Below are 23,204 nucleotides of genomic sequence, written 5' to 3'. Positions count from 1 at the left end.
ACTTGCCCTAAGGTCGCCCTCGGCTGCCGTTAGCAGCTACCCTGCTCTGTGATGCACGGACTTTCCTCGTAAACTTAATCGTTTCCGCTACCGCATAGTCTGCTCACCTGATAATAATATCATTTTTGCTTCAAATTGTCAAGCTTTAACTTTATCTCCCGTATTATAACCCAGTATATCCGCTATTTTTCGGACGTCTTTTACCTTCATCGCTTTTATCTTGAATCTTTTATGCTCTTCTCCCTCAAACCAAATGCTTAGGGCACATCTGCCGCTGAGAGCCTGAAGCAGATTTTGTTCAAGCTCAAGCTTTACGATTTTATCGCGTGAAGACACAACAGTATGGAACTTTGTCCATTTTGAGCATCTTACCATGATTTTATCATCGTAAATGGCAACTCCGCTTGTCATTAATGCCACCAGCTTTACGATAACGAACCATACGGCAGGGATCTCCAGCATGACCGCTACAAAGAGCGAAAGCTCGGCAAAGCGCGGGAACAGTCTTGCTGCCCAGTCATGTGAGGGTATGATAAGTGACGCAAAAAGAAGGGGGAGCAGAAGATAAGAACCTATGCCTGCGGGCTGAGCACTGTAATCGTTTTTCACACCGCTGTATATGCCTATCACCTGCAGGTTCTTTCCGAGACTTTTCTCGGTTTTTACGGGAAGAAGTACAGGAAGCCTGTTTTTTAAAGCTCCGTATCCGGCGCAGCTGATATTTACCGCAACTGCCCCCATTACCTTCATGATAAGATTTTGTCTGAGGTCGGTATAATTGATATGGGAGTTCTTGATCCTGTATTCCTTTCGCTCTATGATCCCGTAGGCTATTTTCATACAGTTTTTATCGCAGTCTATGGAAAAGTTTCCGTACCTGAAAAGGTTGACGATAAAGGACAAAAGCCATGATCCCACAAAGAAAACGCCGATAAAAATTGCTGCTGTAGGTATCTTTAAAAGGAATTTCTCCGTTATTTTTTCCGTTTCCTCGGTGATAAGGTTCAGAGAGCGCATGATAATATCGTATGCAATGTCTCCTCCCTTGAAAAAGAAGGTGGCAAGATAGATCGTTCCCGAAAAACCGCTTGAAAAAAAGACCGAAAACAAAAGAACGGATAGAGAATTCGGCTGAGGAATGTCTTTGATCTTGTTTTTCTCGTCAATATCGGGCATATACTGCATTATAGCCTCACGAGCCTTTTTGCCCACAAGAAGCTTTAGATCGACAGTCTTGAAAATACCCGCACGTGTATCGCATCGGAAGCGCACTGCATTAAAAGGCACCATGAACAGAGGGCACTCTATTGTTGCGGAGCTGATATTCTTGAACGGTATATAGGTATTTACTCTTACAAATACTCCGTCACGATGAACGAGTTCCTCAGACGTGAAGTCTATACGCGAAAAATACCATCTTATAAAACCGAAGAGAATGATAGCTCCAAGTACCGCAATGTCGAACCACGCGCCTTTTATCCAGCTGTACAGCCAGTTCTTGTCAAAATGATATGTGTAAACTCCGCGAATCAGCGGAAAGACAAGAAGCCAGATATTTTTGGCGGAATATCTGAGTATCTTCAATGGATGTTCATGGTACATTTTTACCTGCCTTTCCGCTCACGCTTCCTGACACAGCAATAATTTCCTTTGCGTCGGACTGCTTCAGGAACAGGAGTCTCAGCTGACCGCCATATACAAAGAATATTATAAAATTAAATCCCGTATAATGTGAAAAGGGACTGCTTATGATAGTTGTGTACTGTATCGAGGAATATCTCACGGATTGATGGACCTTTATGAAAACACCGCTGCTTTTTGTTATTTCTGTATCAGTAGCAGTGTATTTTATTGATGAAAAGAAAAGCGGAAGATGTACGAACATCTCAAGCAAAGCTATAAAAATGACAATAATTTCAGAGAAAAAAACGATTTTGTCAATGGGAACAAAATATCTTACAGCTGAAATAATGATAATGACAGCAGCTGTTATGAGTAATCTCATAGTTGTCAGACAATGTCTGTCAGGTTCATATTGCTTCATTTAACGCCCCCCTCAAAATATAATATATTATAACATATTTTTTTACTGATGTAAAACCCAAAATAAAGACAAATTGTAAACTTTAGCAATAAAAAGGCAGAAATGCGGTGTATAATGCTCGACAGGATCAATTCATATATATGGGGAAAAGGGCTTATCGCTCTGCTTCTTCTTACAGGAGCTGTATATACAATAAAAACAGGATTTGTTCAGTTAAGGATGTTTCCTTATTTGTTCGGTAATTTCAGGCGCTCAAAGAATAAACGGTCACAGTTCGGCACATTCTGTATGTCTCTCGGGACAGCCATGGGCACAGGTAATATTACGGGGGCGGCATCAGCTGTAAGGATAGGCGGCGCGGGAGCAGTATTCTGGATGTGGGTATCCGCTTTTACGGGAATGGCCGTCGTATACGCCGAAAACAGCTTATCCGCAAAATATAGCAGTAAGAGTATATGCGGTCCCATGGCATATATACGCTACGGAGTCGGGAGCCAAAGGCTGGCGATATTTTTTGCAGTATGCTGTATGCTTGCATCATTTGGTATGGGCGGAATGGTACAGATAAGCGAAATGTCAGACAATATCGCAAGATGTGCGGATATCCCGTTTTGTATCCTGTTTATCGCTCTTTTTATCTTAATTTTCTTTACTGTCAGCGGTGACGCCCGAAGAATAAGTGCAGCTTCTCAGCTACTCCTTCCTTTAGCTGCCGTTACATATTCATTTATGTGTATTTATGCGATCATTAGATCAGAACGCAGTATCACGGAAGTTATATGTGATATCTTTTCGGAAGCTTTTGGCGTTAAGCAAATGATCGGCGGAGTTTCGGGATACAGTATATCCAAAGCTGTATCTATCGGCATCAGAAGAGGTGTTTTTTCTAACGAGGCGGGACTCGGAAGCTCCCCTATCCTGCATAGCTCCGCCGAAAACTTCAGATCGGCACAGGTGCAGGGAATGTGTAGTATGCTTGAAGTATTTACCGATACTTTTTTATGCTGTACACTGACGGCTGTTACTGTTCTGTGTACGGGCAAAGATACTATATATCACGCTTTTGAGCCGTATATCGGCGGAATGACCGACTGGGTCCTTGCTTTTATAATGTCGGTATTTGCCTTCTGCACCGTTATAGGCTGGTCATACTGCGGAAAAACGGCTTTCAGATATATTTTCGGTGAAAGATCAATTATCTTCTGTGCTGTCTTTTCAGCAGCCGCAGCTTCGGGAACTGTGTTCAAAAGTGATGAATTATGGACTTTATCGGATATTTTTAACGGTCTGATGGCTTTTGCGAATATTTTTGCACTCCTTTGCCTTGTCAGGGATGTAAAAAAGGAATAAACCTGACTTTATCGGTCAAGTATACTGTAAAAGCAGCTTATAGCTCAAAAATCAGTATTTAAGTACGAGTGACCAGCTTTATAACTGCATAAATTGGTCAGCCAATTCAAAGCAGCAGTTTTTGGGAAGATACATTAGTATTTTTAATTATTATCTGCGATATACCGACAAAATCACCTGATATAAAGCCGTCTACAAATGATTTGAACCTGTGAGCAAAAACTATTTATATTGCCTAATGTTAAAATCATTCCGATTTTCTATTGACATCCATATTTAATTTTTGTATAATTATAGTTGAATACTTGCGCTTACGGTGCGAACCGGTAACAGCGCTGACAATGTTTTTAGGCTTTTATGACGAAAAAACGTCATTAAGATATAGGCTGCCCGGCGATAGCAGTCATTATTGCTTCGGAATTACAATATTTTTCAGGTCACGTATTTTTTTGCAGGTTCAGCTCGGAATGAGCTTGTACGGTTCCCTGTTTTGTATGTGATCAGTCTTTTTATCGCTATTTTATTGTATCAATGCAGAGTTTTCATGTATTGATACTGTTCCGCAGCTTTACTTAATATACCTTTAGGCTTCTGCGGCGTTCACGCGGAGGTCTTCCCTATTATTGAAAGTGAGGTCATATAGTGAACGAAAAAGAAAAAAACAGCAGGTCAAAGCAGGGGGCATCTGCTGCCCCCAAAAGGACTTACAGAAAAAGAGCTGTAACCAAGGATAAGGAAAACAAAGAGAATAAAACCAACTTAAAAGCGGAAGCACAGTCTGCTTCAAAGACAAAAAGCCGTGCAAGACAGCCAAAAGAGATCAAAAAGACACCTGTTAAGATCATACCCTTGGGCGGACTTAACGAGATTGGAAAGAATATGACTGTTTTCGAGTGCTCGAACGATATGTTCATTCTTGACTGCGGTCTTGCATTCCCTGATGCGGATATGCCCGGTGTCGATATCGTTATCCCCGATTTTACCTATGTAGAGCGTAATCAGGAAAAAATAAGAGGTATCGTTATCACTCACGGACATGAGGATCATATCGGCGGACTTGCTTATCTTCTGAAAAAGATCAACGTACCTGTATACGCTACAAGGCTTACTATCGGACTTATCGAGGGCAAACTCAAGGAACAGGGGATCTTCGGAAAGGTCAATCTTAACATTGTAGAGCCCAAAAAGACCGTAAAAATGGGCTGTATGGCTGTTGAGTTCATCAAGGTGAACCATTCTATCCCCGATTCTGTGGGCATGGCTATCCACACACCTGCGGGCGTTATCGTTCACACAGGCGATTTCAAGGTGGATTACTCCCCTATCGACGGAAAGATAATTGATCTTGCAAGGTTCGGAGAGCTCGGAAGCCGCGGAGTCCTTGCCCTCATGGCTGATTCTACCAATGCCGAGCGTCCCGGTTATACCCATTCCGAGCGTACTGTAGGCGATTCGTTCGACAAGCTCTTCCAGAAAGGCGAAGGCAAGCGAATCATCATAGCTACTTTCTCATCGAATATCCACCGTGTTCAGCAGATCGTAAACTGTGCGGTTAGATACGACCGTAAAGTAGCGGTTTTCGGCAGAAGCATGGTGAATGTAATAAATACTGCCATCGAGCTTGGCTATCTTGAAGCTCCTGAGGGCATATTCATAGATATCGAAATGATGAACCGCTACGAAAGCGAGCGTATAGTTCTTATCACTACGGGAAGTCAGGGCGAGCCTATGTCTGCACTGACACGTATGGCTATGAATGACCATAAAAAAGTAAACATTACACCTATGGATTTCATCATTATATCGGCAACTCCTATCCCCGGCAACGAGAAATTCGTTACCCGAGTGGTAAATGAGCTCATGAAATCAGGTGCTGAGGTCGTTTATGAGGCTATGTACGAGGTCCATGTATCGGGTCACGCATGTCAGGAAGAACTGAAGCTCATGCAGTCCCTTACAAAACCGAAGTTCTTTATTCCTGTGCACGGTGAGTACAAGCACCTTAAGAAACACGCAGACCTCGCACTTCAGCTCGGTATGCCGAAGGAAAATGTTATCATAGCCGAAATAGGAAATGTTATCGAGACAGACGGAAACACCATGAAGGTGGTTTCACAGGTGCCCGCGGGCAGAGTTCTTGTTGACGGTCTCGGCGTTGGTGATGTCGGTTCTATCGTTCTGAGAGACCGAAAGCATCTTGCTCAGGATGGACTTATCATAATAGTAATTGGCATCGAGAGGAGTTCGAATGAGATCGTTGCAGGTCCCGACATCATTTCAAGAGGATTTGTTTATGTACGTGAATCAGAAGAGCTTATGGTTGAAGCAAAGGGACTTCTTACAGACACCCTTGCAAACTGCTCGGCAAGCGAGCTCCGTGAGTGGAATTCACTCAAGGGAAAGCTTCGTGATGCTCTGTCAGATTATATTTACCAGAAAACAAAGCGCAGTCCTATGATATTACCTATTATCATGGAAACATGATCTATCCGAAAGGAGCATTAAGGTGAAAAAGAAATTCCCCGCAGTTATGTTGATACTTCATCTGCTTGCGCTGGGGGTATTGATACCTGCATTTCTGCTCAGCAACAATAACAGTACGATCATCAACATTCTTTTTGCCGCTGCTATTGCCCTTATATTCAGCTGTATTGTCTATACAATAATCTATTCCAGAAATTCCATGCGGCGTATCTCGAAGATGAATCAGCACCTTGAAAGCTCGGCTGCCGAATTCATGAATTCTCTGCCTGCACCTGTTGCGGTGATCGACGATAACAGACAGTTTGTCTGGTATAATCAGGTCTTCTCCGAAAAAATAGGTCTCGGACAGGATGTTTACGGACTGGATTTTGAAAGCTTTGTAAAAATGGATATAGATATTATCTCGGGAAACGGATACGGTATCTGTCCCATTAACGGCTGTATATATAACGTAACGTCTGAAAAATTCGAGAAAAATGATATGTCGTTCCTCGTTTTGTATTTTCATGATGATACGAACTATTACACCATTAAAAGAGATATGACCGAATCCCACCCGAATGTTGTCATTATTACCATAGACAACTATGATGAGATCATGCAGAATGCAAAGGAGAGCGAAAAAGCACAGACTTCCGTTGAAACCGAAAAGCTTATCGAGAATTTTATGAGCAAGACCAACGGCTTTATCAAGAAGACATCTTCAAATACTTTCTTTGCGATCATTGAAAACAAGCATCTCAACGAGATAATCGAAGAAAAATTCAAGATCCTCGATTCCGCCCGTAATATCAAGATATCAGGCAAATTCCCTCTTACATTCTCTATAGGAGTAGGTCAGGGAGCCCATTCACTTGCGGAAAGTGAGAAAATTGCAAGGCAATGCCTTGATATGGCACTCGGACGCGGCGGAGATCAGGCCGTCGTAAAGACAGACAACGGTTATAGGTTCTTCGGCGGCGTTTCCAACGGCGTAGAAAAACGATCGCGTTCCAAGACAAGGATAATCGCCAACGCCATGCAGGATCTTATTTCAAACTGCGAAAGAGTATTCATTATGGGACATCGCTTCGGTGATCTCGATTCTGTCGGAGCTGCCTGCGGCATCGCAGGAGCGGTCATAAACCTTGAAAAAGAAGCGTATATAGCTGTTGATCGCTCAAAAAATCTTGCTGTTAATTTAATTGACAAGATCGATACGGAAACAGAAGGTGCTCTTTTTGTTACGCCGTCCGATGCTGAAAGCATGATCGGTCCAAATGATCTTCTTGTTATAGTTGATACCCATAATAAAGACTATATCGAAAGCCGTACCCTTTATGAAAGAGCAAGAGCTGTGGTCGTAATAGACCATCACAGAAAAACTGTGAACTTTATTGACAACGCTGTGATCTTCCACCATGAACCTTATGCCTCATCGGCTTCTGAAATGGTCACGGAGATGATTCAGTACTTCAATTACCCCAATGACGAAAAGATCGCAAGCTGCTTTGCCGACGCTCTCCTGTCGGGAATAATGCTTGATACCAAGAATTTTGTCATGCGTACAGGCGTAAGGACATTTGAGGCTGCAGCTTTTCTTAAAAAGCTCGGAGCCGATACTATTGCCGTTAAGCATCTTTTCTCAAATTCAATAGATTCTTACAGAAGAAAAACTCAGATAGTCGCTTCTGCCAAGCTACATAACAACTGTGCTATCGCTTCTGCCGATTTCAAATCGGATGATATAAGGATAGTCGCACCTCAGGCTGCCGATGAACTTCTCGGTATCACCGATGTTGATGCTTCGTTTGTTATATACAGGACCAACAGCACAGTTAATATCTCCGCAAGATCACTGGGCGGACTTAATGTACAGGTCATTATGGAACAGCTCGGCGGCGGCGGACATCAGACAATGGCTGCAACACAGCTTGAAAACATTACAATAGAAGAAGCCGCAAAGGCTTTGATAACAGCAATAGACGACTGCAAAAACAGCAGTACCGATCTCTGAAATGAAAGGTTGATGAATATGAAAGTAATTTTCTTACAGGATGTTAAAGGTTCCGGAAAAAAAGGCGAAATAAAGAATGTTGCCGATGGTTATGCGCGTAATATGCTGCTCCCTAAGGGACTTGCGGTCGAAGCAACTGCGGCAAACATGAACAAGCTCGAAGGAGCTCAGGCTTCCGCACAGCACAAGATAGACGTTGATATTCAGGCGGCAAAGGATGCAGCGGCAAAGATAAAGGGCAAAAAAGTCAATATTTCTGCAAAAGCAGGTTCAAACGGAAAGCTTTTCGGCTCTGTAACAGCAGGCAATGTTGCGGATTCTCTTGCAGAGCAGTTCGGAGTCAAGGTCGATAAAAAGAAAATCGTCCTCAGTACAGATATCAAGAATTTCGGATCATATACGGCTACTGTAAAGTTTTATAACGGTGTATCCGAAACTATTGACGTTGAAGTTGTTGAAGGCTGATCGGTGAACATTATGGATGAACATGAACTCTTGCTCTCTGCCCGTGAGCTCCCTCACAGCATAGAAGCAGAACAGTCTGTCCTCGGAGCTATTATATCTCAGCCCTCAGTTCTTCCAGATGTTATAGAGCTTATAAAGCCCGAGTATTTCTACAATGAACAGCATAAGGCTTTGTATTCCATAATGCTGCAGATGAACTCGATGAGTCTGCCTGTTGATATAGTAACGGTCCTTAATGAAGCTGAAAAGCAGCATATATTTGAAAGTCCTGCCGAAGGACGCCGTTATCTTGCAGAGATCGGTAATATGCTCCCCTCAACTGCGAATATACAGAGCTATTGCAAGATAGTCGCAGACAAGTATTTTCTCAGAAGCCTCAGTTATGTTGCAAAAACTATACTTGACGAGGTACAGTCTGGAGAACAGGACGCACAGCTTTTGCTCGACTCTGCCGAGCAGAAAATATATGATATAAGGCAGGGCAAGGACGTAAGAGGACTTGTTCCGCTTTCGGAAGCTATTGCGGAGGCATATGACAGGCTCGGTAAAATATCAGGTCCCGACAAGGAAAAATATGTTGGTGCACGAACAGGATTTACACTTCTTGACAGTATCACATCAGGTCTTAACAAGTCAGATCTTATTATCATAGCTGCGCGCCCAGGTATGGGAAAGACCTCCTTTGCTATGAATATAGCTACAAATGTTGCCAGAAGAGCTGAAAAGGAAGTTGTCACCTTCAATCTCGAAATGTCCAAAGAGCAGATTGCGACACGTATACTTTCCACAGAAGCTCTCGTTGAGTCAAACACCCTCAGAAACGGCAGGATAAACGGTGATGACTGGGTAAAGCTTGCCACGAGCGCAGGTTACCTCAGTACTCTGCCGCTTTATATTGATGATACAGCAAGCATGACGGTTCAGCAGATGAAAGCCAAGCTTCGCAGGACCAAAAATCTCGGGCTTGTTATCATAGACTATTTACAGCTCATGGAATCAACTTCACGTTCCGATAACCGTGTAACTGTAATCAGCGAGATCACGCGTCAGTTAAAGGTCATGGCAAAGGAGCTTAATGTTCCCGTTATCCTTCTTTCCCAGCTTTCACGTGCTGTTGAAAGCAGGACCGATAAGCGCCCTATGCTCTCCGATCTTCGTGAATCGGGTTCTATCGAGCAGGACGCCGATATCGTTCTTTTCCTTTACAGAGACGCTTACTACAACAAAGAAAGCCAGCGCCAGAACATTTCTGAGTGTATAGTCGCCAAAAACAGACACGGTGAAACAGGTACGGTCGAGCTTATATGGGACGGACAGTTCACACGCTTCTCAAATCCCGACTATAATGCTCCGCCTGAAAATGTATGATAATGTTAAATAAAGTTCTAAATTTCATTAACAAATATAATATGATTTGCGGCGGCGATACGGTGGTATGCGGCCTTTCAGGCGGCGCTGACAGCGTTGCTTTGCTGCTCATAATGAAGGAACTCAGTGAAAGACTGAATATCACTGTTGAAGCTCTTCATGTAAATCATTGTCTCAGAGGCAAAGAAAGCGACAGAGACGAACTTTTCTGCAAAGCCCTCTGTTCCGAAAACCATATCCCCTTTACAGCTGCTTCCTGTGATGTTATGAGTTATTCTCGGTCAAAATGTCTTTCCGTAGAGGAAGCCGCAAGAGAGCTTCGTTACTTGATCTTTAAAGAAAAAACAGCTGAAAAAAAAATGGCGACTGCTCATAATGCCAATGACGCTCTTGAGACTGCTGTACTCAATCTTGCCCGCGGAACAGGCATAAAGGGACTTGCAGGTGTTCCGCCTGTGAGAGGAAATATCATTCGTCCACTGCTTGCCGTGACACGCACTGAGATCGAAGCTTATCTTGAAAGCAAAGGACAGGCTTATGTAACTGACAGCACCAATCTGTCCGACGATTATACAAGGAATAAAATAAGGCATAAGATCATCCCTCTTTTGCAGGAGATCAATTCTTCGGTCATTGACTCATCCGTCAGGTCATTAGATGTTGTACGCGATGAAAACAGCCTGATCGAAAAAATGGTCGATGAAGCTGTCATGAAATGCCTTAACGGTACAAAATTTACGGGACTTGACAAATATGACCCTGTTATTCGGAAAAGAGCTATTTCAAGACTTCTTTCGGATAACAAGCTCCCCTATTCGCATAACAGGCTCGATGAGACCGACAATATCCTTATAAACGGAGGAAAGATCAATATTTCCGACAATTTTTATCTTATCGGAGCAAATAATACACTTGAATTAAAAAAGATCATGCCTGTTTCGACAGAAATTGTTTCTGTTCCTCTGCAAATGGGGATTAATCAAATTTTCGAGGAATGTACCCTTTTTTGCGAACTTGTTGAATGTGATAATTTGAAGAAAAATGAAAGTGTTAACAAAATATCCACATTTTTTCTTCTTGATTATGATAAAATAAGAGGAAGAGCAATTGTCAGAAGCCGAGTATACGGTGACAAAATAAAGCTCTGCGGAAGAAGCTTCACTTCTTCTGTTAAAAAATTGATAAACGAAATGATAGCGGCTGATAAAAGAAGTACTCTGCATTTTATAGAGGACGAAGAAGGGACGATATTCGCTGAAGGTATCGGTATAGCCGACAGAGTTGCCCCTGATAAGGATACAGCCCGTTTACTAAAAATTTCTGTAAATCGAATATAAAGAATGGAGAGGATAATTTGACACCAAAAAAGAGTAAAGGAGTTCTTACCTACCTGCTTATCGTTGGAATTGCTGTATTTATGCTGGTCTTTATCAGCTCAAAGCTTAATCAGAACGCTGAAAGGACTGAATATACCGAAATAATCAGTCTGTTTGACGACTATAAGGTTGCATATTACGAGCTTGATCTCGGCACAGGTGAGCTTACTTACAGACTTGAAGACAGTGAGGAAGAAAAGCACTACAATGTTCCGAATGTCAATATATTCCTTAGTGATACGGAAAATTACCGCAAGGAATATAATGAAAGACACGACAAGCCCCTTGAACAGGATTATATCAAGATCACCGACAGGACATGGATTTATTCGCTTATTCCTGTTATACTGACCGTTCTTCTCGGGATTTCCATACTCTACTTCATCATGAAGCAGAACGGCGGCGGCAGTAAGTACGCTACATTCGGAAAAGCCAACCTTAAAAACGGTGCAAGTGCCCGTAAGGCAACATTTAAAGACGTTGCCGGAGCTGATGAAGAGAAACAGGAGCTTATCGAGATTGTTGATTACCTCAAAAATCCGAGAAAGTATACAGAGCTCGGTGCTAAAGTCCCCAAGGGCGTTCTTCTTCTCGGACCTCCCGGTACAGGTAAAACTCTTCTCGCACGTGCAGTTGCAGGTGAGGCAGGATGTCCTTTCTTCCCTATCTCGGGTTCGGATTTCGTTGAAATGTTCGTCGGTGTCGGAGCTTCACGTGTAAGAGACCTTTTTGAACAGGCCAAGAAACACGCTCCCGCAATAATCTTCATTGATGAGATAGACGCAGTGGGACGTCACAGAGGTGCAGGTCTCGGCGGCGGACACGATGAACGTGAACAGACCCTCAACCAGCTGCTTGTTGAAATGGACGGTTTTACGGGCAATGACAGCGTAATAGTCATTGCTGCTACCAACAGACGTGATATCCTTGATCCCGCGCTTCTCAGACCGGGCCGTTTCGACCGTCAGATCGTTGTCGGATATCCTGATGTAAAGGGACGTGAGGAGATACTTCGCGTTCATGCAAAGAATAAATCTCTCGGACCCGATGTAGACCTTAAGGTCATAGCTAAGACAACTCAGGGCTTTACAGGTGCGGATCTTGAAAATGTACTGAACGAAGCTGCTCTCCTTGCTGCAAGAAACAATCGTCTTGCAGTTACCGAGGCAGATATCGAAGAAGCTACAATGAAGGTCATTGCAGGTCCTGAAAAGAAGTCACGTATTGTTACCGAACATGATAAGCTCGTAACAGCTTATCATGAGGCAGGTCATGCTGTTGCGGCATATAACCTCAAAACTCAGGATAAGGTACATCAGGTCACTATCATTCAGCGTGGTATGGCTGCGGGACTTACCGTTACAAGACCCGATAACGATGACAGGCACGTTTCACGCAATCAGATGCGTGAGAGCATCATAATGCTTCTGGGCGGACGTGTCGCTGAAGAGCTCTTTATTGACGACATCTGCACAGGCGCTTCAAATGATATAGAACGTGCAACTTCAACTGCAAGGAATATGGTCACAAAGTACGGCTTCTCAAAGAAGATAGGTACTGTTGTATACGGCTCTGAGAGCGATGAGGTGTTCCTTGGCAAGGATTACGGGCATACAAGAAATTACAGTGAGGCTGTTGCCGCTCAGATAGATGAAGAGGTAAGAGCTATCATCGAAAAGGCTTATAACGACTGTACAATACTTCTCAAAGCTAACGAAGATAAGATGCATTTCCTTGCAAAGTATCTCCTTAAATTTGAAAAGATCGACGGAGATGACTTTGAAAAGCTTATGAGCGGAGAAATGTCAGAGGATATTCTTCTCACCGATCCTTTTGAGGATGAAAAAACAGCGGAAGCTCCTGCGGAAGAACCTACAGAAGAATAATATAATGTCCCGAAGAGCTCTTCTTCGGGATTTTTATTGAAAAAAATTACTTTCAACAAAAGAAGGTGCTTTATGGATTCAGTCAATATTGTTTTATGTATTATTGCTGCCGCAGCTCTTGATCTGTGTGTTCTTGTTGTACTCATAACAGCCTATCGTGAGAAAAAATCAGCAGGCAAAAAATGGTCAGAGATATCAATGGATATGGAGCTTGCCGAGCAAGGCATGACATATCAGCTCGGCTGCGATGAAGTCCTTATTGGACGTCATGCATCTGCGGATATACGCCTGCCCGATCTTTCGGTTTCAAGATATCATGCTATCCTCACTGTTTCCGAAGGGAAATGGACCATAAAGGATATGGGTTCAAAATCAGGTCTGTTTATCAATGGAAGCATGGTAAAAGAGGCTGTTCTTAACGAAAACGACGTTATAACTCTCGGAAACCGACGACTAATTTTCAGAAAAAGGGGGCATGAACGTGTACGCTAATCCCATTGCATTTGGTTTTTCGAGTTTCTTTGTTCTGATAGCGCACATTGCAATGCTTTTCAATGTTTATATAAATGGCAATTACAAGGATGCCCGCGACGTTGTTGTCCTTGGGGCTGCTGTAATCATAATTGATATCGCATACTTTGCTGTTATTCTTTTCTTTAAGCAGACTACATATGCTCTTGATTTCCTGCTTATACTTATACTTAATATTAGCTTTATATTCCAATCCTGCTTCGGAGAAGTCGGTTTCAACGCAAAGCATCTGATAACCTGTATAGCCTGTATAGTTTCCTGCAAGGCAGGATTTGTAATATGCAGGAACCATAAACTGCTTCACAGCAGGAAAAAGCTTATTTACGGACTGACTGCTGTCATTCTTCTGATTACGCTCATGGTAACGCTGATCAAAAAGGATATGTGGATATATATCGGAAAGTTCACCATACAGCCATCAGAATTCATAAAGCCCCTGTTTGTGCTTGCCTGTGCAACCTCAATTGAGGATCAGCAGAAAAAGCATAAGATACTCTTTATGAACGTGGTATATGAGAACATCACTCTTCTTGTACTTACTGCGGCAATATGCCTTGTACAGGTAAAATCCCACGATTACGGAAGCTTACCTACTTTTCTCGGTATTTTCTCTGTAGGTTTTCTTCTTAGGATATGTTACCCTAAGGCTAAATTCTCGAAAAAGAAGCTTCTTGCGGTTATCGGTATAATAATCGTGTTTGTTCTCATCGGACTCAAGTATGCTCCCGATTATGTACAGCACAGACTTCACGTTGATATCTGGAGCGACAAAACAGGCGACGGCTATCAGCAGTCAAAGGCACTTATTGCCATTGCAAACGGCGGCTGGCTCGGACTTGGTCCCGGAAAGGGCTTCCTTTCAAACATTTTTGCTTATGACAATGATATAGTTTTTGCAACTATCAGCGAAGAATGGGGACTTCTTTTCGCACTTATGGCTGTTCTTGCAATTATAATCATTACCGCAATACCTCTTATCAATCCTGCAAGGTCATATTACCACGGTACGATATCTGCCTGCATATGTGCGGCTTTTATCATTCAAATGGCTCTTAATATTTTCGGTTCATGCAATCTTATACCTTTTACGGGCGTAACTATCCCCTTCCTTTCATCGGGAGGAAGCTCCCTTATGGTAAGCGGATTTATGGTCGGTATGCTGATGGCAACGCAGTCTCCCTCATTTATTGAGCCTAAACATAAGAAACAGGAGCCATCAGTACCCGCATGGAGGTGGCAGGAATGAAAAGTATAAAACGAACACAGCGTATAATAAGTGCTGTAATCCTTCTTTTTATTATAGGCATGGCTCTCCTTGTCGTTAAACTCGTGCATGAATCTTCTTTTTACATGTTGAATTCAGACGTGCATCAGCTTGGATATGTTTATGACCGTTCGGGAGATGTGCTCTTCGACGGAACAGGTACAGGTTCATACCCCGACAACCATTTTCTGGATGTAGGCAACCTTATCGGCGACGACAAGGGACAGATGGTCAATACTCTTGTTGCGCGAAATCTTGAGAAAATAAACAATTACAGCTTCAGCGACGGTCTTGTTCCCAGCGGTGGAAAGGCAGCAATATATACCACGCTCGACCATAATGCAAACAGAGCTGTATATAATGCATATGGCTATATGGAAGGCTGCGTTTCGGCATACAACTATAAAACTGGCGAACTGCTCGTATGTGTGAGTCTTCCTTCTCTTGACGTTACAAAGGGGTATGATGATGTTGGCTTATTTAAATCAGGAACGCTCTTGTCAAAAAATATGTTTGGAACTGTCCCCGGCTCAACGCAAAAGGTCTCAACTGTTATTTCTGCACTTGAAATAATGGGGACAGATCAGCTTTACTCAAAAAACTACAGCTGTTCGGGAAAATATCAGAACAGGTCAGGCGCATTCATTGACTGTCATAATCCATACGGCCACGGTGCTCAGAATATACAGGAAGCCTTTGAGAACAGCTGTAATCCCTTCTTTGCACAGCTTGTTGAAGATGCGGATATGCCGCTTGAAAAGGTGAAAAAGCAGTACTCAAAGCTCGGATACGCATTAAACGGTGAAGAAATGTCGTATATCGATATAAACGGCATACAATGTGAAACCGCATCGACTACCCTTAATGATCCTTATGAATTCAGAACACAATGGGGCTGTATAGGTCAGGGAGATACCCTTGTAAGCCCGATACAGCTCATGATGTGGCAGAGTGCGATAGCTAACGGTACAGGCAAAATGACAATGCCTTACCTTATAGATCATATTACCGATACCAACGGAAAAATCAAGGAAAAGGCTTCCGCATCATTCAGCGACAGGCTTTTCTCGGAGAATACTGCCGAGGCGGTAAAGCAGATAATGCTCACAAACGGTGCAGACAGGTATACCTACCTTATCAGCGGCTATAAAGTCGGAGTAAAGAGCGGAACGGCCCAGGTAGATGAGGGCATGAAGGAAAATTCACTGCTTGTAGGCTTTGTGGATGATCCGTCTTTCCCTGTCGCTTTCGCGATCCTTATCGAGAATAAAGACAGCGGCTACCTCACAACAGAGCAGATAGCACAGGTGCTTCTTGATAATTTAAAAAACGATTTCTGATGTCAGATTAAACAAATTATACCATTTACTTTGTGCATTTCAAACGAAATTAACAAAATTCCCTTGTAATTCAGCTTCCTTTATGGTATAATATAACCATAAAGAACAGTTTTGCATCTCGCAAAGCTATAAAAGGAGGACCAATATGAAAACAACTATCACAGCTAAGAAAATGCAGATACCTACTAACTTTACTGAGTACGCAGCGAAGAGGATCGATTCACGTCTCGGAAAATTTTTTGGAGAGGAAGCTGATGCTAAGATTGTAATTTCAGAGATAAAGACACAGATAATTCTTGAGCTTACTGTTAAATATAATAGTATAATATTCCGCGCAGAGCGTTCTGCCGAGGACAAATATGTTGCTCTTGACGACGCAATCGACAAGATAATCAGGCAGATAAGAAAGAATAAGACTAAGGTTGAGAAAAAGCTTAAGGACGCTGCCTTCAAGGAAGCCTTCGCTTATCCTGTTCCCGATACCGTTGATTATGAGGTCATCAAGCACAAGAAGTTCAAGATGAGGCCCATGGATATTGATGAAGCTATTCTTCAGATGAATCTTCTCGATCACGAGTTCTTTATGTTCACAAATGCCGAATCAGGTCTTATAAATGTTGTTTATAAGCGTGACGACGGTAACTATGCGGTTCTTGAACCTGACAACGATTAATTGCAATTAATATATGCGGGGCTTATGTCCCGCATATTGATTTTATGAATGGAGTATGTAAAATGGACGAAAACAAAAAGACCATAATCGAAAAAAGGATAAATAAGACAGGTGAAAATCTTCGCAAAAACAATATGGAGTTCTACTATGCGAAAACTAAGGACGATGTCTGTCCTATTGTTGAATCACTTATCAAGGAAGGAGACGTTATAACCAACGGCGGTACTGTTACAATGAAAGAGTGCGGATTGTCAGAGCTGCTGAATTCTACCAAATACAAGTACCTTGACCGCTCAAAAATGACTCCTGAGGAAGTTGCCGAGCTGTATATAAAAGCTTTTTCAGCAGATGTATATATATCAAGCTCCAACGCAATAACCGAGGACGGAGTTCTTTACAATGTTGACGGAAACAGCAACAGAATTGCTGCTATAGCCTTCGGTCCAAAGTCAGTCATTATCATTGCAGGATATAATAAGATCGTAAAGGATCTGAATGAGGCTGAGATCAGAGTTAAACGTGAGGCTGCTCCGCCCAACTGTGTTCGCCTTGACTGTGCTACATACTGCAAGGAAAAAGGTGAATGTGTGTCACTTAATAATGCAGACAGGCAGATATACGATGGCTGCTCGGGTGATGGAAGGATATGCTGCAATTATCTCATTTCCGCTCATCAGCGTCACAAGGGCAGGATAAAAGTTATCATCGTAGATGAAGAGCTCGGATATTAAGCCAAAATAATATATATTGAACAAATGGGAATTTTATATATAAATTCTCATTTTATTTTTTTATTTTGATGCAATAGGGAAAATCTCAGAAAACGTTTGACAAACGAAGAATACTGTGCTATACTATATTTAAAGGATATCGCTTTAAAGTATTACAGTGTAAAGTGATATAGTCAAAAAGAGAGAGTGAGAAGTATGAAGGAAATTTCAAAACTTATGAATTACAGATCTGATGTTAAGGTAGTAGACGCAACGCTTCGTGACGGAGGCCTTGTTAATGATTTCAGATTCAGCGACGAGTTTGTCAGAGATCTTTATCTTTCAAACATAAAAGCAGGCGTAGATTACATGGAATTCGGCTACAGAGCTGATAAAGAGATGTTTGATGTAAATAAATTCGGTCCCTGTAAGTTCTGCGATGATGATTACCTTCGTTCTATCGTAGGTGATAATCATACCGATCTCAAAGTCGCAATTATGGCTGACGTGGGAAGATGCAACTACAAGCAGGACATCGTTGAACGTGAAAACAGCCCTGTTGACCTTATTCGTGTCGCAGCCTACATACATCAGATACCAACAGCTATTGACATGATTGAGGACGCAAAGAAGAAGGGCTATGAGGTAAGCTGCAATATTATGGCTATCTCTAACGCACAGGAATCTGATATCAAGGTCGCTCTCGACCTCCTTGGTCAGTCCCCTGTTGATGTTTTCTATATAGTTGACAGCTTCGGCTCGATTTATCCCGAGCAAATGGCACGGATCGCTGAATTGTACGTTGAAATAGCTGAAAAATACGGTAAAAAGGTTGGTATACACGCTCATAACAATCAGCAGCTGGCTTTTGCGAATACGATCGAAGCTGTAGGAGACGGAGTTGACTGGCTCGATGCTACATACGGTGCTATGGGAAGAGGCGCAGGAAACTGTGCAATGGAGCTTCTTCTCGGTTTTCTAAAAAATCCCAGATACAATGTATACCCTGTATTCCAGTTTATCGAAAAGCATATCAATAAGCTCCGTGAAGAGGGCGTAGTCTGGGGATATGATCTCCAGTATCTCCTAACAGGTCTTTTCAATCAGCACCCCAGAACAGCTATCCAGTACACAAAAGAGAAAAGAAAAGATATCTCTGAATTCTATAAAGAGATAATTTCACAGGAATAAAAGTAAAATCCGCATTTTTCAATGCGGATTTTTCATTATCAGAATGTAAGCTGATTGCTGTCGCCGAGCTCCTTTGCAGCCTTTCCGGCGGCTGGAACACTCTTTGAACGGTATTTTTCAAGCTCAGGCAGTGTCTCGGGGGCAACGATCTCGGCAGAAGCAAGCGATGCTTTTCTGCGAAGCGTAATTACCTGTACGCCCTGAGAGTCTCTTGTAGTCTTTGGAAGTATCATACCCGTATTGAATACAAGTGCATGACCGCTCGTGGTCCTGAGAAGAATATCAGACTCTTCGGCGATATACAGAGCTGCAATAAGCGGAGATTTGGACGAATAAGCATTGGCAAGCTTCTTTCGGTTCGTCTTTGTCTCATAGGACTTCAGCGGTACTTTAGCCGCTTTGCCGTTCTCAAAGAAAAATACGATATAACCGCTGTAATCAGAAGTCGGTACAAGTGTTTTCAGGTTCTCGCCCTCATCAAAGCCGAGCTTTGCGGGGATATAGTCTCCCATTACACTTGCCTTTGTGTCATCAAACGCACTTGCCTTTGACTTATATGCCAGAGCCTTATCGGAGAAGAATACAAGATCTGTCTTGTTTGTCGCTTCAAAGCTCTGACTTATAAAGTCGCCTTCCTTAAGCTTCTGCTCACTGCTCATACGCAGTGACTGCGGAGTTATCTTCTTGAAGTATCCGCTGTCAGAAACAAAGATATTGACAGGATAATCAGGTGTATCATCAATATCGTCAGCTTCTTCGACATCAGCCTGATAATAGAACATTGTTTTTCTCGGCTGAGAGTAATTCTTTACAACATCTTTCAGTTCGTCAATGATGATCTTGCGTATCTTTTTCTTGTCACGGAGTATCTCCTCCATTTCCGCAATATCCTTTTTGAGCTGGTCAACTTCTTCAATTCGACGGAGAATATACTGCTTATTGATATTGCGGAGCTTTATTTCAGCTACATATTCAGCCTGTATCTCATCGATACCGAAGCCTATCATGAGGTTTGGAACAACGTCAGCCTCGTTTTCGGTCTCGCGGATTATCTTAATAGCCTTGTCGATGTCAAGAAGTATCTTTGAGAGAGCCTCCAGCAAATGGAGCTTCTCTTTTTTCTTTTGCAGATCATGATATGTCCTGCGCTGTATACATTCCTCACGGAAGGCAGTCCACTCTGTCAGTATCTCACGAACTCCCATGACCTTTGGAGTACCCGCGATAAGGATATTAAAGTTGCAGGGATAGCTGTCCTGCAAGGGAGTGAGCCTGAACAGCTTTTGCATTAGCTTGTCAGGATCTGTTCCACGCTTCAGGTCTATCGCAATCTTAAGACCGTCGATATCGGTCTCGTCACGTATATATGAAATTTCTCTTATCTTGCCCTGCTTTACAAGATCGATTATTTTCTCGATTATAGCCTCGATAGTGGTGGTATATGGTATCTCTGTTACCTCGATACAGTTTGCAGACTTGTCATAGCTGTACTTTGCACGTACTTTTATGCTTCCTCTGCCTGTCTCATAGACCTTTCCGAGCTCGGCTTCGTCATAGAGCATAAGTCCTCCGCCCGGGAAATCAGGACCTTTAAGTGTACTGAGTATATCGTGCTCCGGATTTTTCATAAGAGCAATGGTAGTCTCGCAGACCTCTTCGAGGTTGAAGGGGCAGACATTGCTTGCCATTGAAACAGCAATACCCGTATTTGAATTTACAAGGACCGTAGGGAAGGTTGCGGGAAGAAGCGTAGGCTCCTGCATAGTATTATCGTAATTCGGTACGAAATCTATAGTTTCCTTATCAATATCACGGAAGAGCTCATTGCATATCTTTTCAAGCTTTACCTCAGTATATCGCGGAGCGGCAAAATGCATCTTGCTTGAATACTGCTTGCCGAAGTTGCCCTTGCTGTCGATATAAGGATGCAGAAGAGCCTCATTTCCTCTTGTCATACGTACAAGAGTCTCATAAATAGCCTGATCTCCGTGAGGGTTGAGCTTCATGGTCTCGCCGACAACGTTTGCGGACTTGGAGCGTTCCTTGTCGGGACTGAGCAGTCCCCTTTTGTACATCATATAAAGCAGCTTTCGGTGAGAAGGCTTGAAGCCGTCAATTTCAGGAAGAGCTCTTGATATGATAACGCTCATGGCATAGGGCATATAGTTCTTTTTCAGCGTATCCGCAATTTTTTCGTCAACAACACTGCCTGAACCCTCGATATATGCTTCATGCTTGAATACAGGCTGCTTTGAGGGAGTACTTTTTTTCCTTGGCATTTATTTTTCTCCTTCTGAACGTCTGTCGCTCTTTTTAAGAAGCTTTTCGGGATCTTTTACAAAGGATCTCACAATGCTTCCGCAGTCACGGCATATAGTGTGATAAAGCGATGCGGAATGCAGAAGACTGTCAGCACTGTAAACCGCTCCGTAAAAGTTCTGATATCCTGTTATGAATTCAGTTCCGCCGCAAAAACGGCATTTAGTCATTCTGACCTTTTTCATATTGTCACTCCCTTAGCTTATGTCCGCAAGTTCAAGATAATCTGCGCCGTATTCCGAGATATAGTCCTTGCGTCCCTGAAGGTCGTCTCCAAGGAGCATCTCGAATATTTCTGCGGATTCACTTATATCCTCAGCTGTAACCTTGATAAGACGCCTTGTATCGGGATTCATTGTAGTGAGGCTCATCATGTCGGGTTCGTTTTCGCCGAGACCTTTTGAGCGCTGTATAGTGTATTTCTTTTCGCCTATCATGTCGAGTATACGCTGTTTTTCCTGTTCGGTATAGGCAAAATATGTCTTTTCCTTTGTATTGATCTCAAAAAGAGGAGACTCAGCGATATAAACGTATCCCTGTTCGATAAGAGTAGGCGTAAGCCTGTAAAGCATTGTAAGTATGAGCGTTCTTATCTGGAAGCCGTCAACATCGGCATCGGTACAGATAACGATCTTGCTCCAGCGGAAGTTGTTTATATCAAAGTTTGAAAGCTCTTTGTTTGCTTTGGTTGTGACCTCAACTCCGCAGCCGAGGACTTTTATAAGGTCAGTGATGATCTCACTCTTGAATATCTTTGAATACTCAGCCTTAAGACAGTTGAGTATCTTTCCGCGGACAGGGATTATAGCCTGAAATTCTGCATTTCTTGCCAGTTTTACGGAACCGAGAGCCGAATCACCCTCCACAATATAGATCTCGCGTCTTGAAACGTCCTTTGTACGGCAGTCAACGAACTTTTCCACCATATTTGAAAGATCTATAGTTCCTGTGAGCTTTTTCTTTACGTTGAGACGTACTTTTTCTGCGTTTTCACGGCTTCTCTTGTTAATAAGTATCTGTTCCGCTATTTTCTGAGCTTCATCGGGATTTTCAATGAAGTATACCTCTAACTGATGACGCAGGAATTCGGTCATTGCCTCGCGTATGAATTTATTTGTAATTGCCTTTTTAGTCTGATTGGCGTAGGATGTCTGAGTTGAAAACGAAGATGATACAAGTATAAGACATTCCTCGACATCGGCATAGGTTATCTTGCTCTCATTCTTCTGATAGCCGTTTATAGACTTTATATAACTGTCTATCTGAGCCTGAAAAGCTCTTTTTACTGCTTCGGCAGGAGAACCGCCGTGCTCAAGGAAGCTGGAGTTGTGATAGTACTCCGTGAGCTTAGCTTTATTTGAAAATGTAAGTGCAACATCGAGCTTTACCTTATATTCGGGCTTATCGTCACGGTCACGGCCCTTTTTCTCGGAAGTCCAGTGCTGAACAGAGGTCAGAGCTCCCTCCCCTGCTATCTCCTGAACATACTCCGTAATACCCGATTCATAGAAGAATTCCTGCTCACTGAAGCCGCCTGCTTCATTTTCGGAACGGAAGACAAAAAGAATATTCGGGTTTACGATAGCCTGTCTTTTTAATATATCACAGAAAAAATCGTCGGAAACGTTTATATCCGTAAATACCTCAAGATCAGGACGCCAGCGTGTCTTTGTCCCTGTCTGCTTCTTTTTACAGGGCTCTTTCTTTAAGCCGCCTATATTATTTCCCTTTTCAAAATGAAGATCATACTTGAAACCGTCACGGATCACTTCAACATCCATGAATTCAGATGAATACTGAGTAGAACAAAGACCGAGACCGTTGAGTCCGAGTGAGTACTCATAGGAATCGTCAGCCGCGTCATATTTACCGCCTGCATAAAGCTCACAGTAAACAAGCTCCCAGTTATAGCGCTTTTCGTTGTTATTATAGTCAACAGGGCAGCCTCTTCCGAAGTCCTCGACCTCTATATCATTATTTCTGTAATGAGTGATTATTATTTTATTGCCGTATCCTTCACGGGCTTCGTCAATGGAATTGGAGATAACCTCAAAGATCGAATGCTCACAGCCGTCAAGGCCGTCTGAGCCGAATATAACCGCAGGACGCTTACGAACTCTGTCCGCGCCCTTGAGCATTGATATACTGTCATTGCCGTAATCTTGTTTCTTAGCCATAATCCTCTGCCTTTCGGTCACGTTTTTATG

The 23,204-nt window shown here is 42.7% G+C and carries 18 protein-coding genes; 13 read left to right on the top strand and 5 right to left on the bottom strand.

Going from position 1 to position 23,204, the window contains the following annotated elements:
• Positions 1-138: 138 nt before the first annotated feature.
• On the bottom strand, positions 139-1,602 hold the full coding sequence (locus Q0R37_RS04340; protein WP_294751753.1) for a PH domain-containing protein: 1,464 nt from the start codon (positions 1,600-1,602) through the stop codon (positions 139-141).
• The gene (locus Q0R37_RS04335) at positions 1,592-2,044 is read right to left on the bottom strand and encodes a PH domain-containing protein (RefSeq protein WP_294751750.1); all 453 of its coding nucleotides are present in this window, start codon (positions 2,042-2,044) and stop codon (positions 1,592-1,594) included. The genes Q0R37_RS04340 and Q0R37_RS04335 overlap by 11 nt, the downstream gene beginning before the upstream one ends.
• A 114-nt stretch (positions 2,045-2,158) precedes the next feature.
• Here Q0R37_RS04335 and Q0R37_RS04330 point away from each other — a divergent pair, with 114 nt between their 5' ends.
• The 13 genes from Q0R37_RS04330 to Q0R37_RS04270 all read left to right on the top strand — a co-directional run bounded on the left by Q0R37_RS04330 (position 2,159) and on the right by Q0R37_RS04270 (position 18,678).
• The gene (locus Q0R37_RS04330; RefSeq protein ID WP_294751747.1) at positions 2,159-3,394 is read left to right on the top strand and encodes an amino acid carrier protein; all 1,236 of its coding nucleotides are present in this window, start codon (positions 2,159-2,161) and stop codon (positions 3,392-3,394) included.
• Between the two features lie 819 nt (positions 3,395-4,213).
• Positions 4,214-5,878, top strand: a complete 1,665-nt coding sequence (locus Q0R37_RS04325; protein WP_294751756.1) for a ribonuclease J — start codon at positions 4,214-4,216, stop codon at positions 5,876-5,878.
• A 22-nt stretch (positions 5,879-5,900) separates the two neighbouring features.
• Complete coding sequence (locus Q0R37_RS04320) at positions 5,901-7,874, top strand: DHH family phosphoesterase (RefSeq protein WP_294751744.1); 1,974 nt, start codon at positions 5,901-5,903, stop codon at positions 7,872-7,874.
• Between the two features lie 18 nt (positions 7,875-7,892).
• The gene (gene rplI / locus Q0R37_RS04315; protein WP_294751741.1) at positions 7,893-8,339 is read left to right on the top strand and encodes a 50S ribosomal protein L9; all 447 of its coding nucleotides are present in this window, start codon (positions 7,893-7,895) and stop codon (positions 8,337-8,339) included.
• 12 nt (positions 8,340-8,351) lie between these two features.
• Complete coding sequence (gene dnaB / locus Q0R37_RS04310) at positions 8,352-9,707, top strand: replicative DNA helicase (protein WP_294751738.1); 1,356 nt, start codon at positions 8,352-8,354, stop codon at positions 9,705-9,707.
• A gap of 62 nt (positions 9,708-9,769) precedes the next feature.
• Positions 9,770-11,044, top strand: coding sequence for a tRNA lysidine(34) synthetase TilS (gene tilS / locus Q0R37_RS04305; protein WP_294751735.1), 1,275 nt, complete (start codon positions 9,770-9,772; stop codon positions 11,042-11,044).
• A 17-nt stretch (positions 11,045-11,061) separates the two neighbouring features.
• Complete coding sequence (gene ftsH / locus Q0R37_RS04300; RefSeq protein ID WP_294751732.1) at positions 11,062-12,969, top strand: ATP-dependent zinc metalloprotease FtsH; 1,908 nt, start codon at positions 11,062-11,064, stop codon at positions 12,967-12,969.
• Between the two features lie 72 nt (positions 12,970-13,041).
• On the top strand, positions 13,042-13,461 hold the full coding sequence (locus Q0R37_RS04295; protein ID WP_294751729.1) for an FHA domain-containing protein: 420 nt from the start codon (positions 13,042-13,044) through the stop codon (positions 13,459-13,461).
• Positions 13,451-14,746, top strand: coding sequence for an FtsW/RodA/SpoVE family cell cycle protein (locus tag Q0R37_RS04290; RefSeq protein ID WP_294751727.1), 1,296 nt, complete (start codon positions 13,451-13,453; stop codon positions 14,744-14,746). Before Q0R37_RS04295 ends, Q0R37_RS04290 begins: the two co-directional genes overlap by 11 nt.
• Positions 14,743-16,104 carry a penicillin-binding transpeptidase domain-containing protein gene (locus Q0R37_RS04285; protein WP_294751724.1) on the top strand — a complete coding sequence of 454 codons (1,362 nt, stop codon included), beginning with the start codon at positions 14,743-14,745 and terminating at the stop codon, positions 16,102-16,104. The genes Q0R37_RS04290 and Q0R37_RS04285 overlap by 4 nt, the downstream gene beginning before the upstream one ends.
• 145 nt (positions 16,105-16,249) lie before the next feature.
• A complete protein-coding gene (gene raiA, locus Q0R37_RS04280; RefSeq protein WP_294751721.1) occupies positions 16,250-16,777 on the top strand; it encodes a ribosome-associated translation inhibitor RaiA in 528 nt (175 codons plus the stop codon).
• A 62-nt stretch (positions 16,778-16,839) separates the two neighbouring features.
• Entirely contained in the window at positions 16,840-17,508 is a 669-nt protein-coding gene (locus Q0R37_RS04275) for a lactate utilization protein (protein WP_294751719.1), read from the top strand.
• A 216-nt stretch (positions 17,509-17,724) separates the two neighbouring features.
• The gene (locus tag Q0R37_RS04270; RefSeq protein WP_366517395.1) at positions 17,725-18,678 is read left to right on the top strand and encodes an aldolase catalytic domain-containing protein; all 954 of its coding nucleotides are present in this window, start codon (positions 17,725-17,727) and stop codon (positions 18,676-18,678) included.
• 38 nt (positions 18,679-18,716) lie between these two features.
• Here Q0R37_RS04270 and Q0R37_RS04265 read toward each other — a convergent pair whose 3' ends face one another.
• The 3 genes from Q0R37_RS04265 to Q0R37_RS04255 are packed head-to-tail and all read right to left on the bottom strand — an operon-like array spanning position 18,717 to position 23,174.
• Positions 18,717-20,957: a DNA topoisomerase (ATP-hydrolyzing) subunit A gene (locus Q0R37_RS04265; protein WP_294751714.1), complete on the bottom strand. Its 2,241-nt coding sequence runs from the start codon at positions 20,955-20,957 to the stop codon at positions 18,717-18,719.
• Positions 20,958-21,182: a hypothetical protein gene (locus Q0R37_RS04260; protein WP_294751711.1), complete on the bottom strand. Its 225-nt coding sequence runs from the start codon at positions 21,180-21,182 to the stop codon at positions 20,958-20,960.
• Between the two features lie 12 nt (positions 21,183-21,194).
• The gene (locus tag Q0R37_RS04255; RefSeq protein ID WP_294751708.1) at positions 21,195-23,174 is read right to left on the bottom strand and encodes a toprim domain-containing protein; all 1,980 of its coding nucleotides are present in this window, start codon (positions 23,172-23,174) and stop codon (positions 21,195-21,197) included.
• Between the last annotated feature and the right edge of the window lie 30 nt (positions 23,175-23,204).

The organism is uncultured Ruminococcus sp., assembly GCF_946415235.1.
Taxonomy (GTDB): domain Bacteria; phylum Bacillota; class Clostridia; order Oscillospirales; family Ruminococcaceae; genus Ruminococcus.
The sequence above is the reverse complement of the archived record's forward strand: the minus strand, read 5'-3'. Positions and strand labels throughout refer to the sequence as shown.

Bases quoted from the DNA above. Each gene is read 5' to 3' on its own strand.
- Q0R37_RS04340 (WP_294751753.1), bottom strand. From the start codon at position 1,602: ATGTACCATGAACATCCATTGAAGATACTCAGATATTCCGCCAAAAAT.
- Q0R37_RS04335 (WP_294751750.1), bottom strand. From the start codon at position 2,044: ATGAAGCAATATGAACCTGACAGACATTGTCTGACAACTATGAGATTA.
- Q0R37_RS04330 (WP_294751747.1), top strand. From the start codon at position 2,159: ATGCTCGACAGGATCAATTCATATATATGGGGAAAAGGGCTTATCGCT.
- rplI (WP_294751741.1), top strand. From the start codon at position 7,893: ATGAAAGTAATTTTCTTACAGGATGTTAAAGGTTCCGGAAAAAAAGGC.
- dnaB (WP_294751738.1), top strand. From the start codon at position 8,352: ATGGATGAACATGAACTCTTGCTCTCTGCCCGTGAGCTCCCTCACAGC.
- Q0R37_RS04295 (WP_294751729.1), top strand. From the start codon at position 13,042: ATGGATTCAGTCAATATTGTTTTATGTATTATTGCTGCCGCAGCTCTT.
- Q0R37_RS04285 (WP_294751724.1), top strand. From the start codon at position 14,743: ATGAAAAGTATAAAACGAACACAGCGTATAATAAGTGCTGTAATCCTT.
- raiA (WP_294751721.1), top strand. From the start codon at position 16,250: ATGAAAACAACTATCACAGCTAAGAAAATGCAGATACCTACTAACTTT.
- Q0R37_RS04275 (WP_294751719.1), top strand. From the start codon at position 16,840: ATGGACGAAAACAAAAAGACCATAATCGAAAAAAGGATAAATAAGACA.
- Q0R37_RS04270 (WP_366517395.1), top strand. From the start codon at position 17,725: ATGAATTACAGATCTGATGTTAAGGTAGTAGACGCAACGCTTCGTGAC.
- Q0R37_RS04265 (WP_294751714.1), bottom strand. From the start codon at position 20,957: ATGCCAAGGAAAAAAAGTACTCCCTCAAAGCAGCCTGTATTCAAGCAT.
- Q0R37_RS04260 (WP_294751711.1), bottom strand. From the start codon at position 21,182: ATGAAAAAGGTCAGAATGACTAAATGCCGTTTTTGCGGCGGAACTGAA.
- Q0R37_RS04255 (WP_294751708.1), bottom strand. From the start codon at position 23,174: ATGGCTAAGAAACAAGATTACGGCAATGACAGTATATCAATGCTCAAG.